This is a genomic window from Ignavibacteria bacterium (assembly GCA_016707005.1).
Lineage (GTDB): Bacteria > Bacteroidota > Ignavibacteria > Kapaibacteriales > Kapaibacteriaceae > UBA10438.
On sequence record JADJIQ010000002.1, the window covers coordinates 153,809 to 168,481 of the forward strand.

Consider the following 14,673-nt stretch of genomic DNA (forward strand, 5'->3'; position numbering starts at 1 on the left):
AAATCTGCCCGGTCGACATGTTAACTCTCTCCAGGGAATTTCGTTACGGTTTACCCGTTACCACCGTTTTTTTCGTGAATGGTTGCACGGGGCGAGCCATTACCGGACGATCGTCTCGCCACACGAAACCCGGCAGTCGGTAGGACTCAGCACGGCCTGCTACAACGGGTTCGGGGTGATGCTCGCCTTCGATCCCGCCTAACCAGTAGACATCGCTGAGCTGACCGTGTTCGAAATTGGCACGAATGGTGTCAGCAGCTGCCTTTGCCAGTCCCTCGGGCCGCTTCTCTTCTGTCCTAAAGGTGATGCTCTGGGCATTCCCTATGGCAGACAACTGTCGGACCGTATCGTGATCAATGCTGAGGAGGACCACATCGCCCCCTATCTGATCGAATCTGTCGGGATACAGGGTATCGGTGCGACTCACGAGAATGGCCTTTGTGAGCCCGACCACTGACCGCAAGGTCTTATCGGGCACGTCGGCAATGATGGTGTCAGCCACGATGAGCATGGAATCTGACCACAGGATGGGATGCCCCAGCAGATCGATCCGGCCGGGATCGGTCACGTAAACCATCGTATCGGCTCGTGCAGAAACAGCACCACGCACAAGCTGCACAGCCGAGACGGCCTCGTATCTGTTTAGCCCCTTATCCTTGGTCATAAGCAAGGTATCTGCCGCCACATAGACCGTATCCGGACCACCCGGATCCCACTGCCACGCCGCTGCATTACCACACATTCTGATCCGCTGGGTTACGGCATTGCGGTAGGCATGATCTCCGGTAAGCCACGCACTCCCACTGGAATCGCTAACGACCACCCGTCCGTGGGCAACGGAGGTATCTGCGTCTCGGTCGTAGGTAAGCGTATCTGCCCAGATCCGGACAGAATCATCGACGGCCGCAACGCTGTCCGTAAAGGTCATGATATGGGTCTGGGTCGAATAACGTCCGACCCTCGACGTGATCGTGCTTGCCCCCTCAACAACCTTGATCCCACGCGTGGCATCGGCTTGGTAGGTGTTTCCGTCATAGGAGATGTAGGGGGCGGATATGGTCACGGAACCTTGTTTCACAACCACATGTCCATACAGATCGGCACGGTTGAGGGCAACGTTGTGAATGGCTCTGTCACATGTCACTGTCACGTTTCCCTGGGTAAAACGCACATTACCTAGGAACTCGCGAATGCCGGACTCCATGGGACCGGTACCAACGATGGAATCCGCATTCTGGAGGACGATCGGCAACTGCGGACCGTCCTGGGACAGCGATGGCTGTGCAAGGACGATCAACCCAATGATGAGTGCTGTGAGGTGCTGCATGAACTCCAAATCTACGGTCAAGGCGGTGAAGCATCCGCTGCATTGTAATTTCGCTGTCTGTTCTTCCCCACGAGGTCTTGTGCACGACGTTGGTCTTCTTCCGCGCGAGCGGGCATACATAGTAGCTGTCACGAAAAAGGGTGTCGACCCGGAAGTGGTTCGTGAACACCTCGATGAGCTGGTTCTTCTGCTCGATACAGCCGGTGCCAACGTGGTTGGCAGGCTTACTCAGGAGCGAGACCGCCCGGATCTCTCAACGGCACTTGGGAAGGGCAAGGTGCAAGAGCTCAAGGAGATCATCACGGAAACACCTGTAGAGATGGTGGTCTTTGATGATGAGTTATCCCCTGCCCAAGTACGCAACCTCGAAGAAGAACTTGGCGTGAAGGTCCTTGACAGAAGCGGTGTGATCCTCGACATCTTTGCTGCCCATGCCAGATCGGTAGAGGCGCGCACACAAGTTGAGCTGGCACAGCTCGAATACCTCCTGCCTCGTCTTACCCGTATGTGGACGCACCTATCGAAACAATTCGGCGGTATCGGAACAAAGGGTCCGGGTGAAACCCAGATCGAGACGGACCGACGGATGTATCGCACGCGTATGCAACGCCTCCGAGAGAAACTTCGTGAGATCGATACGCAGCGACTTGTTCAGCGCAAGGGCAGAGAAGGCCTTCCCCGCTTTGCCTTAGTTGGCTATACCAATGCCGGCAAGTCATCACTGATGCGGCAGATCACACAAGCAGATGTCTTTGTCCAGGATCGACTCTTCGCTACGCTTGATACAACGGTGCGCAGCATTGAACTGCCATCAGGACAGCGTGCCTTGATCTCTGATACTGTTGGGTTCATCAGAAAACTGCCGCCCCAGCTTGTTGCATCATTCCGATCCACATTGGCAGAAACCTTAGAAGCCGATGTTCTGCTGCATGTTGTTGACATCTCAAATCCGCATTTCCGCGACCAAATGGCAGTGGTGGACGAGACTCTGAAAACGTTAGGAGCATCCGATACTCCTCAGATCGTGGTATTCAACAAGATCGACCTCATCGAAGACCCGCATCTGATCAATGATGCAGAGGCAGAAGTACCCAACTGCGTGTTCGTCTCTGCAGAACGAGGATTGAACATCAATCGACTTCTCCAGAGCATGCAGGAAACGTTTGAAGAGTCGGCTATCACCCGAACTGTTCGCATTCCGTATGAGGATATGAGAACCGTTGCTCGTATCTATGAAGACGTTGAAGTTCTACATCGAGAAGACACCGATACGGATATTCGCTTGTCCGTGCGCGTTGCTTCCGATAAATTGCCCTTGTTCATGTCGCGGTACGAGAAATTCATGGCCGCCGACGCACCACTTCCCACAAATCCTTCGTAAAGAACCCTATGGCGGCCCTCTGGATCGTTGTGCTTGTTGTCTGCACCTATCTCGTCACGATCAGCATCGTGGTGGTAGGTCAGGAAGTGCACCCACTGCTTGCCATCGTGGTCTTCGCTGCCACGGTGTACGGTGCGTACAAACTCTTTCAAGCGCGATTGACACGTTTGTGATCTGTTCACGTTCGCGCGTACCATGCTGCGTCGTCTAACTATTCGCTCCTTTGCCCTCATCGATGCGATCGATCTTGAGATCGACGCGGGGATGACGGTACTCCTTGGTGAGACCGGTGCCGGAAAATCGATCATCATCGATGCTCTCGCTGCCGCCCTCGGCGAGCGGATGTCTGCGGACTCCTTGCGCACCGGTGCAAAGAAGGCAGTTGTCGAAGCCACCTTCGACACGGCTTCCCTGCCGGCAGTTCGGGCTCTGCTTGCCGAGAACGACCTTATGTGGGACTCCGAAGACCTTGTGTTGAGACGCGAACTCACGGCGTCCGGCACGTCACGTTGCTTTGTTAACGACACTCCGGCCCAGGTTTCCATCGTTCGTGAACTAGCCTCGCATCTTATCGACTTCCATGGTCAGCACGACACCCACGGTCTGCTCAATGCGGCACGTCACCGAGATGTTCTTGATACCTTCGCCCTCACTCCGGATGTTTCGGCGGAGATGTCCAACGTCTGGGATGTGCTCTCAGCTGCCAAGTCCCACCTGCATGAGGTCCAATCGCGAGCACGGAATGCCGATGCAGACCGCGCCCGACTCGTCTTCATTCATGACGAGATCGCGGCCATTGACCCGGCGCTCGATGAGGACGTGCAGATCGCAGCGGATCTCCTCCGCGCCGAATCCAGCGAACAAGTGATCGTCCTTGCCTCAACCGTGCGCGATGTGTTGTATGCCGGCGACACATCGGCCTATGATCTGCTCCAGCAAGCACGTGAAGCACTGCGCCACTTACTACCATTCAACGCCGATCTCCGGTCCACCCTCGATGATATTGAGGGGGCTTTAGTGACGTGTAAGGAAGCCGCAGCAACTGTAGCACCGATGGCTGAACATGAAGACTTCTCTCCAGAACGACTCGAAGATCTGCGTCAGCGCCAGGTCCTTCTACAGCGACTCGTCCGGAAGTACGGCTCCCTCGAAGCTGCGATCAAGGAGCAAGAGAGAACGGCAGCTGAATTGGACCTCTTGGAGAATCTCGACTCCGTAGTGAATGAAGCCGAGGCGCAGGTGGCCTTGTCTCGCACCACGGCCGAATCCGTTGCCAAACGGATCAGCAAACTTCGGATGAAGGCAGCACCGGCCCTCTCAGGATCGATCACATCCGCACTTGCAGAGATGGGTATGCCGTCTGCGGCATTCCATATCCAGGTCGATCCAGACGAACTCGGACCGCATGGCGCGGATCGAATCGAATTCACGTTTACGAGTAATGCCGGTGAACCGCTCCGCCCCCTCTCAAAAGTGGCGTCGGGTGGAGAACTCTCTCGCGTAATGTTGGGAATCAAGCGTGCATTGGCTCAGCATGGACGCATGGGAACGATGGTCTTTGATGAGATCGATACCGGCATAAGCGGTCGGGTAGCCCGAACGGTGGGCGAAGTAATGACCGAGCTGGCACGCGAACAGCAGATCCTGTGCATCACCCACCTTGCTCAGATAGCGTCCTTGGCGGATCATTTTGTTAGGGTGACGAAGTCTGAGTCGGGCGGTTCTACCACGGTAACAGCAGAGTCGATCAACAATGACGTGGCCTTGGTAGAGATCGCACGGCTCCTGAGCGGCTCGGAGGTGACTGATGTTTCGATCTCCGGCGCAAAAGAACTCATGCGGACTCCGGTCCAAACCCGCCCTCGCAACCGACGTTGATGTATCTTGATGCTGCATGGAGAACTTCAGAGACCCATCCAACCCGCAATACAATCAACGGTTCCTCACCACTGAGGAACTCGAGGAACGTTTGCACCGTCACGGCGATCCGATCTCGATCCCCAAGGTCCTTGATGCCTATGAGATGGCGCAAAGTGTACATGCTCAACAAGTGCGAAATGACGGCACCCCGTACTTCTATCATAGCGCTCGTACTGCACGTATCATCATGGAAGAACTCCATGCCTATGACACGGATCTGATCATCGCTGCACTCTTACATGACGTTCTGGAAGACTCGAGTACCATCACTAAGGGTGTTCTGGAATACAACTTCGGATCATACGTTGCCTACGTGGTGGATATGCTCACAAAGGACCTTGCAAAGGCACGACTCGACCCAGATGCTGTTGATGTTGCTCACGCTGAGAGACTTCGTGTTGCCAGTGAAGACTGTTTGTTGATCAAACTCTCTGCACGTCTCGACAACATTCGTTGTCTGTCGTTCAACCTGAAACGTAATCCGATCGTGTACATCACGAACACCTTGGAGCGCTACCTGCCACTTGCAGATGCAACATCCAACGTACGGCTTCACTATCTCGCATCCGCCATTCGTTCGGAAGCCAATACCTTCCTCGGATAAGGACCCATTCATGGATGCATCTCAACTCCTTCGATCAGCGGTCGATGCTGCCCACGCTGCCGGAGAGATCCTCCGAGAGGGCTTCGGAACTGCCGTTACGTCTCGCTCTAAGGAAGGTCGACACAACCTCGTCACAGAATTCGATCTCCGTTGCGAGGATACGATCATCGCCATGCTTCGCTCTGCTACTCCTACTGCAAGCTTTCTTGCAGAAGAGAGCGGAGGATCAGACAACGATGATTCCTTAACGTGGGTGATCGACCCACTCGATGGCACAGTGAACTTTGCTCACGGCATACCGATCTTCTGTGTTTCGATCGCTGCTACCGTGAATGGTGTGCCAGTCTGTGGAGTGATCCACAACCCTTTGCTCAATGAAACGTTCACGGCCACATCAGGCGGTGGCGCCTTCCTCAACGGTGCCAAGCTTCAGGTATCGCCTACCGCTACGTTGAACGACGCGATCCTTGTGACCGGCTTCCCTTACAACGTCGACGAGAATCCTCAACATTGCATCGAACAATTCTCTGCAATTGTCAGTAAGGGGCTCCCTGTTCGCCGCCTCGGAAGTGCAGCACTTGACCTTGCATACACAGCTGCCGGACGGTTCGACGGATTCTGGGAGGTGGCTCTGCATGCATGGGATATGGCTGCCGGTGTTCTCCTTGTCCAGGAGGCCGGAGGAACCGTTACGCATTACGAGGGCAGACCGTTTCGGCTTGGTCACGACAGTATCATCGCAACGAACGGACTCATCCACGGCGAACTCGTGAACATCCTAACATCGGTGGACCGATGATCTATCATCACATGAGCGGAGCGGGTAACACCTTTCTCGTTGCCGACGGTAGAACGGCTCCTCATCCGGATCTCTCGCCGGACGATGTACTCAACGCCATCGCCAACCATCCGCGAAGCGACGGTGCAGAGATCGAAGGTGTTCTTGTTCTCCGATCATCGGAACTCCAAACATTTGCCGCTGACTACTACAATCCTGATGGATCACATGGCATGATGTGCGGCAACGGTTCCCGTTGCATTGTGCGCTTCGCCATAGATCATGGCGTGGATGCAACATCGACGATCACTTTTACGCTCAATGGAGCCCCGTACACTGCAGATGTCCTCGGCGATGATCTGATCCGCATCCACTTCTCTGCACCGAATGACGTACGCACGTTTGCCCGCGGAGAACTGTCTGGAGTGGATCAGGCCGTGACGTATGTTGATGTGAACTCCGACCATGTTGTGATCGACGGTCCGCGTGATGCATCTCGTCCGATCGTGCAAGCATTGAGACATCATGCCGTCTTTCTGCGCGGAGTGAATGTGAACATGGTTGACCTCCGACGTGATGGAACGGCAGCCATCGCCACGTTTGAACGCGGTGTGGAGGCCATAACCGGAGCGTGCGGAACCGGAGCTTTGAGTGCTGCAGTTGCGCTGTGGCTTCAACGTCGCGCAGGAGACTCCGTCCACTTCGTGCCACCAAGCGGCAGACCGCTGATGGTACACATCGATCATAACGGTACAACGATCACCGGCCTTACGCTTGAAGGAGATGCACGATATGACAACGCTTGAACAGGTACGAGCACTGTTTCCGCAGATGGTGGAAACGCGTAGGCACATCCACCGTCACCCCGAGCTTTCGTTCCATGAATTCGAAACGTCGAAGTTTATCTCGCAGCAACTCTCGGACATGGGCATTGAGCATTCGACCATCGCCACAACGGGGATCGTTGCGCACATCGGAAGCGGGTCGCGGTGTGTTGCGTTAAGGGCCGACATCGACGCGCTGCCTATCGTTGAAGAGACCGGGCTTGAGTACGCATCCCAGAATCCCGGTGTGATGCATGCCTGCGGTCACGATACCCATACAACCATGCTCCTCACGGCAGCTCGCGTTCTCAAAGCCAACGAATCCAGCCTCAACGGTGTAGTAAAGTTGCTCTTTCAGCCGGGCGAAGAAAAAACGCCGGGTGGAGCAAGCATCATGATCGAGCAAGGGGCGTTGCAGAACCCAACGCCGGAGATCATCTTTGGTCAGCACATCGATCCCGATGCCACCTTCGGGAATGTATCGTTCGTTGCCGGTCCAATGCTGGCATCTGCTGATGAACTCTATTGGACGATCAAAGGCTTTGGAGCACATGCAGCTCAGCCACATAAGGGCAAGGATCCGATCATGGCTGCAACAGGCCTTGTCCAGCACCTTCAGAACTTGGTCACGAAGAATCGGAATCCCCTCTTACCCGGCGTGATGACCATCACCAGCATCCATGGCGGCTCAGCCACGAACATCATCCCAGATGTGGTAGAGATGAAGGGAACGCTCCGATCATTCGATGCACAATGGCGCAAGGATGCATGGACCTATCTCGAAGAACAAACTCGACTGTACTGTGCGTTGCACGGATGTGAAGGCACTATTGAGATCCACAAAGGATATCCACCTCTCGTGAATGATGCTGGCGCTGTTGACTTTGCCCGAGAAGTTGCCGCCACAGTTCTTGATGCGTCAAAGATCTCCGACTTCGAACCAAAGATGTGGGCCGAAGACTTCTCGTTCTACACCGAACACATGCCTGCATGTTTTTGGATGCTTGGCGGAAGACCTGCGGCACTCGAAACAATGCCCGGACTTCACAACCCACGTTTCGCTCCTGAGGAAGAAGCAATGATCACCGGGGCAGCACTACTTGTGGAGACTGCTACGCAGTATCTCAATAAGGTTTAGTCGACTACCCAGTCAGAACCTGGAGCCATTCCGCTCCAGCGATCATGAGTGTGAATGCGATTACAAGTACCATGAGAACGATCGGACTCAAGGTTGGACGTTGAGTAGGTAGACTCTGAATGAATCGAAGCGCAAGCATCGGCACAACGACCAACGCTAACACAGAGATCGGTAAATAGATAAGAAATCGATTGAGAATAAGTGGCTCTACCCCTCGGAGCAAGGTGTACAAGAACTGAGCGAGAGCGAAGCCTGCTAACGCATAACATAGGAAGATCGTACCAGCAATGAAGGCCTTCTTCCATGAACTGACACCTCGACTCAACCAATAGCTAGATGATGACACGACGATGATGAGTACGGAAGTGTCTGGGGGAGTGTCGATCCAGCTCAAGCCATACCTTGACGGACGATGCGATCAAGGCATATGCGATCGATAATCCTATGACCAACACGATACCTTGCCACGAGACAGTCGACGTCTGATATCGCTGTATCGACACCTTCATCGGTTCATCATCTGATGCCATGATAAGCCCCTTATTTAGAACCGATAGCCAACCGAGAACTGCGTTACGTTAACATTGACGTCTCCGTCCATTGGCGTGGAGATCGAAGAAAGTCCACGAAGGTATCGGAGATCGAACTGCAATCCGAACGCTGGTTTCCATATGAGTCCAAGGGCAGCGAAGCCTTGTCCGTCAGTGCTTGTAGAGTTATCCGTGCTCAGGAAATGCGTGTACTGCGGTCCAACCTCAAGCATGAGTTTCAGTGGTAGGCCGATACGCAGCAGAACGGGAATATTGAGCGATGTGGTGTTTACATCAAGGCGTTGTTCACCTTGGATCAGAGTGAACGAGCGTTGATCGATGGTGAGCTCGGTAGCCAAGGCAAGCATATCGAACAAACCGAATTGCACGAATGCACCGGCTTGCCAACCAAAATTGTCTTCACTTTCGATGCCGGCAGAGAGACTGTTCGGGAAGGCGTGGTTAACACCCGCCTTTACACCGAACTCAAAGAGACTTTGTGCTTGAAGCCCCAGAGCGGAGAGGCCGAGGATGAAGACGGTGGCGAGGATGCGCATGTTCATTGCTTATTCGTGATCGAATGGTTGTGCAATGATACGGATCAGTGTTTCACGCCAAACCGTCAGCTATCGATGATGCGCGCAGAGTGAAGATCGTTACCTCGGGCGGAATGCCGATCCGAAGAGGCGGACCAACTGTTCCTATTCCCCTATTGACGTAGAGCAGTTGTTCACCAGCTCCGTAGAGTCCGGCCCATTGTTTGTACACGTATTGTGCCGGACTCCATTCAAAGCCCAGAAGCTGTACGCCGAACTGACCGCCGTGGGTATGCCCGGACAGCATCACATCAACGTTGGTTGCACCTACGATTGCTTTGTCCCAATACGTTGGGTCGTGCGCCAAGAGGATCGTTGCCTCATCTTCCAACACACCGTTTAGTGCCCTGTCGATCTTTGCAAAGGACTGCTTGAACCCCGTGTTATCTGTACCGGCGATGATCAGCGATGAGCCACCGTCTACGATGCGTCGGTTCTCATTCACCAGCAGATCAACACCAACACCCCGAATGGTCTTTACAAGTTCAGCATGTTCCTGCGGGGTGTTGTAGTGATCGTGATTTCCCAGTGAAGCAAATACGCCGTAAGGGGCTTTGAGCTGTGCAAGTTCACGAGCGATCACCGACATCTCACTCGGCTTTGCGTTGACAAAGTCTCCGGTGATGACGATCGCATCGGGTTTCAAGACATCGAGGATACGCCGCACTTCTTCGAACGGGCGGTGGTCGGGAAACGACCCGGCATGGATGTCGGAGATCTGTGCAATCCGCATCCCGTCAAACGCTCGCGGAAGCTTGCGGATGTTCAGATCCAGGCTAACGGTTTGAAAATCATACAGGGTGCGCCACATGCCGTTACCGACCATCACGTAGGGCACGGCAGAAAGCGACCAGGCGGAGTTCGCAAGGAAGGTGCGGCGGGCGGGGTCTGTCCCTCGACTACGCTCGGGATGATTTTCTGCCTCGCTGTGAGGGCGAGGCGTGGCCTCGCTGTGAGGGCGAGGCGTGGCCTCGCCCCTACGCTCCGGCCGGCGGAACAACCGCGCAAAGCCGCGCATGATGTCCCGCACGAAGAGGACGGGTGCAATGCCGAGTTTGGGGAGGTACCAAAATGTGGAGATGCCCAAGAGGACAACGTCCAGTCCGTCGAGTCTGAAGAAGTTGCGCCGGCTCACGGCAACAACGTAGAGTGTGATCATCACGGCGGCAACGATCCACATGGATCTGTGCCAGCCCGGATTCATTCCCTTGCGGCGCACGTATGCCGTCCAATGTCCAAGAACGTAGACATCGAGCAACAAAAAGACAGCGCCGAGAATGACGCTGAAGAGCAAGACATTTGGTTGATTGTTCATTCGCCTTCGGGGGTTCTCACCTCGAGGAAGAGTGCTTCGGCATCGGCCACGACATGACTTTGATCATTCGTTGCTCGTACCTCTCCAAAGACGTATTTCTTGCGTCCTTGTTGGGAGCCGATCCACGATCGCACCTCGTATTCTTCGCCCAAGAGCATTGGCCTGCGAAAGTTGACGGCCAATCGGGCTGTTGGAGCGCGAATTCCCACTGAGCTAAGTGCCTTCCCCATTGTTTCGTCGAGCAACAACGAAACAAAACCACCATGCGTGGTGCCCATAGAACCATGCATCCGTTCATCTGGACGCAGCCATGTTCGCATCACACCGTCCTTGAGATCTCGAACAAAGGAGAGTCGGAGGGAAAACGGATTCGCTACTCCGCAGCCAATGCAGTGATTGTCTCGCCGTGGCCGGATGATCTCGATCGCTCCCTCTAGGTGCAGCGGCATAAGTGGCACTCGTTCTCGACCATTGTCACCCAGATAGGCATAGAAGGGGCCCCATGGCTCGATGTGTTTAGCGATCTCCGTGGCAACGTGCGGTACAACTCGCCCCCTATCACCGATGGGTGACCAATGATAGAGCACACCATCTTCCGAATACGACAATCGATCTGGATGGAAGGGTGTGGAAAGAGAATATCCGTAATACAGTCGCGAACCGTCGAACCCCGTGTACACAATAGGAGTATCAGCCGGACGCAGATAGTTCATCTCATCGCCGCAGCGGCATACGTATGGATACTCCGGATACTCCGGGTTGGCAGTTGGTGCAAGACGTCGAAAGAAGAAATCCAGGAACCACGGATCATCCTGCACTGCACCATCCAAGGTGAGCACACCACGATCGCTGAGGTCATAATAGAAGTCTCGCATCATGGCAGGAATCGATCGGGTTTTGGATGCTACATACGTTCCGGAGTACCAACACCGAGAAGGAGAAGTCCGTTCCTCATTGCACGTCTTGTTACGTCGGCCAACAACAACCGTGCGGCTTCGATCTCCGGTTCTACACCAAGGATACGACAGTCGTGATAGAAGTTGTGATACGCTGCCGCAACATCCCGCAGGAATTCAGCGATGGTATGGGGCTCCAGGTTTTCGCAGGCACGCTCCACAGCTGCTTGCATCCGAGAGAGCAAGCCGATGAGCTCGATCTCTGCAGGATGCGTAAGGACGGAAAGGTTCGCTGCAGAGTTCGGGGCAAGCCCCTTCTCTTCGGCTTTGCGAAGGATGGAGCAGATACGTGCGTGGGCGTACTGGAGGTAGAACACAGGATTCTTATCGCCTTCTTCTTTGGCAAGGCCGAGATCGAATTCGAGGTGTGTTCCAACGGCTCGCATCACAAAGAAGAAGCGGACAACGTCTGCGGCTACTTCATCGATGAGTTCATCGAGTGTAAAGGACTTGCCGCTTCGCTTGGAGAACTTGACGATCTCTCCATTTTCTACGAAGGTCACCATCTGGTGGATCACAACCTTCACCCGTTCCGTGTCGAACCCAAGAGCACGCACACCTGCAAGAACATCCGGGATGGTTGCGATATGGTCGGCACCGAAGATGTCCACCACGGTGTCGAATCCTCGCTGGAGTTTATCACGGTGGTAGGCGATATCCGGCAGACGATAGGTTGGTTCGCCGGTGGACTTCACGATCACCTTGTCTTGAGCTTGTCCGAGCTGGGTGAGTGCGAACCACTGAGCCCCATCCTTCTCATAGACCAAACCCTTTTCGCGAAGGTCCTCGATGGTGGCAGTTACCTTGCCATCGCCATACAGTGAATCTTCGTTGAAATATTCATCGTGGTGAATATTGAGCGACTCAAGCGTCTTCTTGATCGATGAGAAGCACCACTGTTCGCCCTGTTTGCGGCAGAAGGCACGTGCATCGTCTTCATTCAACGCCGTGATCTCGGCGCGATGATCACGCACGATGTTCTCGGCGATCTCATGGATGTATTCGCCGTGATAGCCATCTTCCGGAAACGGAAACTCTTCATTCCCGAGTCGATGCTGGACGCGAGCATAGATGCTCAAGCCCAGTTTATTCATCTGATTACCGGCATTGTTGAAGTAGTACTCCCGTGTGACGGAATACCCATTCCAGGCGAAGAGATTGGCGATGGTATCACCCACGGCACAGTTCCGTCCATGCCCTGCATGTAGGGGGCCAGTGGGATTCGCGCTTACATACTCAACGTTCACCCTGCGTCCGGCACCGATGGTAGAACGACCGATGTCATCACGTTGTGCATCGAGGTCGCGCAGCATCGCATGGTAGACATCGTCGGAGAACGTGATGTTGATGAAGCCCGGACCCGCCACTTCGATCGCCGAAACAAGCGGAACCGTGCCGATGGCATCAACGATCTCTTGGGCGAACAAACGAGGTTGTTTGCCAAGCCCCTTTGCGAACGTCATGGCGATGTTCGTTGAGAGGTGTCCGTGTCCTTCTTGACGAGGGACGCCAAAGGCGATATCATCCGGGGGAGTAACACCTAGAGAGACAAGGGCCGCATGGAGTTGCGGCTCGATATACCGTTGCATCATCATTGTCAGACCGTTGCTTTTTTCGAGATCGTCGTTGCTTTTGCCGTGCCCGATTCTGTGAGGGTGTACGCTTTCGCGTCGCCCCAGAGTCGTTCGAGCTTGTAGAAGTCACGCGTTGCCTTCAACATGATGTGGACCATCACATCAAAGTAGTCGAGGATCACCCATGTAGACGTTCCACGGCCTTCCGAGCGTGGATTACCAACGCCCACTTCTCGCATCGTTGCTTCGATACTGTCCGAAACTGCCTTGATCTGCGCTTCAGAGTCTACGGAGACGATCACGAAAAACTCAGCAGGAGCCCCCTCAATGGCATTGAGATCAAGGATCAGCAGATCGTGAGCTTGTTTTTGTTGAGCCATGCGGGCACACAGTACTGCGCGCCCCTTGGTTGTTCTTGGTTTTGGTGTGGCCACTAGGTGGTCCTTTTATGTCAGTCGAGAAAAGGTTCAAGTTTGTCAATGTCCGACCCGAGCATGATGGTAGCCCGGACGAACCGCATGGAATCGATCTCCGTGACGATCAATGTATCGGCGATGCCAAGAGCATTGGCGATCTTTCGCGCCGAGACCTTGTCGCCCATGCGATCGATCACCAGCGAGCGTTTTGGTCGATCCCCCGTTGAAGAGATCTTTACAACATCGAATCCACGCTCGCGAAGGAATTCGAGTGTATGCCTGCCTGCCCCCTGCCTACCGGAGGCATTCACAACATCCACTTGGATCGTACTGCGCGGATCATCTTCGTTCACCAGTGGTGAGACCGGAGGGTTGATCAATCGCCATACGAGGGACCCGAGGAATGCAACCACAACAACACCGAGAGCGGCGATCAGGACCCAGGGCCAGATCGGTCTCCGTCGTTCGGCTGTCATGCGTCATCCTCAACGTCATCCATATACTCTTCGAAATGACTCCCGTGCTTCAGAAGCATTTTCAAGAGCATCTTCCTTGCGCGGAAGAGGTTTGCCTTTACAGTCCCGAGCGGTTGCTTGAGCCGATCGGCGATCTCCTGATACTCCAGCTCTTCGTCGTGCCGGAGCCGTATCACCTCCCGATATCTCTCCGGAAGGGTCGTTAGAGCCTGTTTGAGCATGGCAACACGCTCATTTGCCAGAAGTGTCACATCCGGTGTAGGTCCTCGGTCCTCCGGTTCCATAAAGAACTCTCCTCCGTCCTTTGACCGCAGTGGAGTGTCCAGAGAGACCATCGCGAACCGACGCCGACGCAGGTGATCAATACACCTATTTGAGGCGATCTTATAGAGCCACCTCGAGAACGGGTATTCGAACTGAAACGAAGAAAGGGCCTGATAGGCCTTTACGAACGTATCCTGGACCAGATCGTTCACATCCTCCTCGTCCCGGATCATTTTCCGGATGAGGAAGGACACGATACGCCGGTACTTCCGTTCGAGCTTTGCGAAGGCATTCGTGTTCCCTGCAAGCACGTCACGGATGATCGCTTCGTCCTCGCTGGACGAATCCGCCGCCTGCTGCGGAGTGTCACTCATAGATCACTCATATGCGAACGCGAATGTTCCCCTTCTGTGTGTGCGGAAAGGGCGGGATTCGAACCCGCGGTACCATTGCTGGTACACACGCTTTCCAGGCGTGCCAATTCAACCACTCTTGCACCTTTCCGTCCGCGCAATATACGGCGAACAGCGGTAACTCTCTATCCCGTTTTGAGTTATTGCAGGTATTCAGGAGA

17 protein-coding genes and 1 tRNA gene are annotated in these 14,673 nt (G+C 54.5%); 7 read left to right on the forward strand and 11 right to left on the reverse strand.

The features are described from left to right. Positions 1-43: 43 nt before the first annotated feature. Positions 44-1,327 carry a hypothetical protein gene (locus IPI29_03600; protein MBK7411621.1) on the reverse strand — a complete coding sequence of 428 codons (1,284 nt, stop codon included), beginning with the start codon at positions 1,325-1,327 and terminating at the stop codon, positions 44-46. On the opposite strand from IPI29_03600, the gene hflX reads away from it, so the two are divergent. Genes hflX through IPI29_03635 form a run of 7 tightly spaced genes read left to right on the forward strand, consistent with a single transcriptional unit; the run spans position 1,326 to position 7,972 of the window. Next, positions 1,326-2,708, forward strand: coding sequence for a GTPase HflX (hflX, locus tag IPI29_03605; protein ID MBK7411622.1), 1,383 nt, complete (start codon positions 1,326-1,328; stop codon positions 2,706-2,708). The genes IPI29_03600 and hflX overlap by 2 nt on opposite strands. Before the next feature lie 8 nt (positions 2,709-2,716). After that, a complete protein-coding gene (locus tag IPI29_03610; protein MBK7411623.1) occupies positions 2,717-2,881 on the forward strand; it encodes a hypothetical protein in 165 nt (54 codons plus the stop codon). 22 nt (positions 2,882-2,903) lie between these two features. Next, the gene (recN, locus tag IPI29_03615) at positions 2,904-4,586 is read left to right on the forward strand and encodes a DNA repair protein RecN (protein MBK7411624.1); all 1,683 of its coding nucleotides are present in this window, start codon (positions 2,904-2,906) and stop codon (positions 4,584-4,586) included. A gap of 16 nt (positions 4,587-4,602) precedes the next feature. After that, positions 4,603-5,232: a bifunctional (p)ppGpp synthetase/guanosine-3',5'-bis(diphosphate) 3'-pyrophosphohydrolase gene (locus tag IPI29_03620; protein MBK7411625.1), complete on the forward strand. Its 630-nt coding sequence runs from the start codon at positions 4,603-4,605 to the stop codon at positions 5,230-5,232. Between the two features lie 10 nt (positions 5,233-5,242). After that, entirely contained in the window at positions 5,243-6,031 is a 789-nt protein-coding gene (locus IPI29_03625) for an inositol monophosphatase (GenBank protein MBK7411626.1), read from the forward strand. Beyond that, entirely contained in the window at positions 6,028-6,816 is a 789-nt protein-coding gene (gene dapF / locus IPI29_03630) for a diaminopimelate epimerase (protein ID MBK7411627.1), read from the forward strand. Before IPI29_03625 ends, dapF begins: the two co-directional genes overlap by 4 nt. Further along, entirely contained in the window at positions 6,803-7,972 is a 1,170-nt protein-coding gene (locus IPI29_03635) for an amidohydrolase (protein MBK7411628.1), read from the forward strand. The genes dapF and IPI29_03635 overlap by 14 nt, the downstream gene beginning before the upstream one ends. Positions 7,973-7,976: 4 nt before the next feature. On the opposite strand, the gene IPI29_03640 is transcribed toward IPI29_03635, so the two are convergent. The 10 genes from IPI29_03640 to IPI29_03685 all read right to left on the reverse strand — a co-directional run bounded on the left by IPI29_03640 (position 7,977) and on the right by IPI29_03685 (position 14,603). Beyond that, positions 7,977-8,318 (reverse strand): hypothetical protein, encoded by a 342-nt coding sequence (locus IPI29_03640; protein ID MBK7411629.1) that lies wholly within the window; start codon positions 8,316-8,318, stop codon positions 7,977-7,979. Further along, positions 8,305-8,502, reverse strand: coding sequence for a hypothetical protein (locus IPI29_03645; GenBank protein ID MBK7411630.1), 198 nt, complete (start codon positions 8,500-8,502; stop codon positions 8,305-8,307). The genes IPI29_03640 and IPI29_03645 overlap by 14 nt, the downstream gene beginning before the upstream one ends. 14 nt (positions 8,503-8,516) lie before the next feature. After that, complete coding sequence (locus tag IPI29_03650; GenBank protein ID MBK7411631.1) at positions 8,517-9,059, reverse strand: porin family protein; 543 nt, start codon at positions 9,057-9,059, stop codon at positions 8,517-8,519. A 52-nt stretch (positions 9,060-9,111) separates the two neighbouring features. Next, positions 9,112-10,413, reverse strand: coding sequence for a metallophosphoesterase (locus tag IPI29_03655; GenBank protein ID MBK7411632.1), 1,302 nt, complete (start codon positions 10,411-10,413; stop codon positions 9,112-9,114). Next, positions 10,410-11,291 carry a DUF4505 family protein gene (locus tag IPI29_03660; GenBank protein MBK7411633.1) on the reverse strand — a complete coding sequence of 294 codons (882 nt, stop codon included), beginning with the start codon at positions 11,289-11,291 and terminating at the stop codon, positions 10,410-10,412. The genes IPI29_03655 and IPI29_03660 overlap by 4 nt, the downstream gene beginning before the upstream one ends. 26 nt (positions 11,292-11,317) lie before the next feature. After that, positions 11,318-12,958 (reverse strand): arginine--tRNA ligase, encoded by a 1,641-nt coding sequence (locus IPI29_03665; GenBank protein MBK7411634.1) that lies wholly within the window; start codon positions 12,956-12,958, stop codon positions 11,318-11,320. 8 nt (positions 12,959-12,966) lie between these two features. Further along, on the reverse strand, positions 12,967-13,377 hold the full coding sequence (gene rsfS, locus IPI29_03670) for a ribosome silencing factor (GenBank protein ID MBK7411635.1): 411 nt from the start codon (positions 13,375-13,377) through the stop codon (positions 12,967-12,969). 17 nt (positions 13,378-13,394) lie between these two features. Then, positions 13,395-13,835: a LytR C-terminal domain-containing protein gene (locus IPI29_03675; GenBank protein ID MBK7411636.1), complete on the reverse strand. Its 441-nt coding sequence runs from the start codon at positions 13,833-13,835 to the stop codon at positions 13,395-13,397. Then, positions 13,832-14,473 carry a sigma-70 family RNA polymerase sigma factor gene (locus IPI29_03680; protein ID MBK7411637.1) on the reverse strand — a complete coding sequence of 214 codons (642 nt, stop codon included), beginning with the start codon at positions 14,471-14,473 and terminating at the stop codon, positions 13,832-13,834. The genes IPI29_03675 and IPI29_03680 overlap by 4 nt, the downstream gene beginning before the upstream one ends. A 43-nt stretch (positions 14,474-14,516) precedes the next feature. Beyond that, a tRNA-Ser gene (locus IPI29_03685) sits at positions 14,517-14,603 on the reverse strand. Positions 14,604-14,673: the final 70 nt, after the last annotated feature.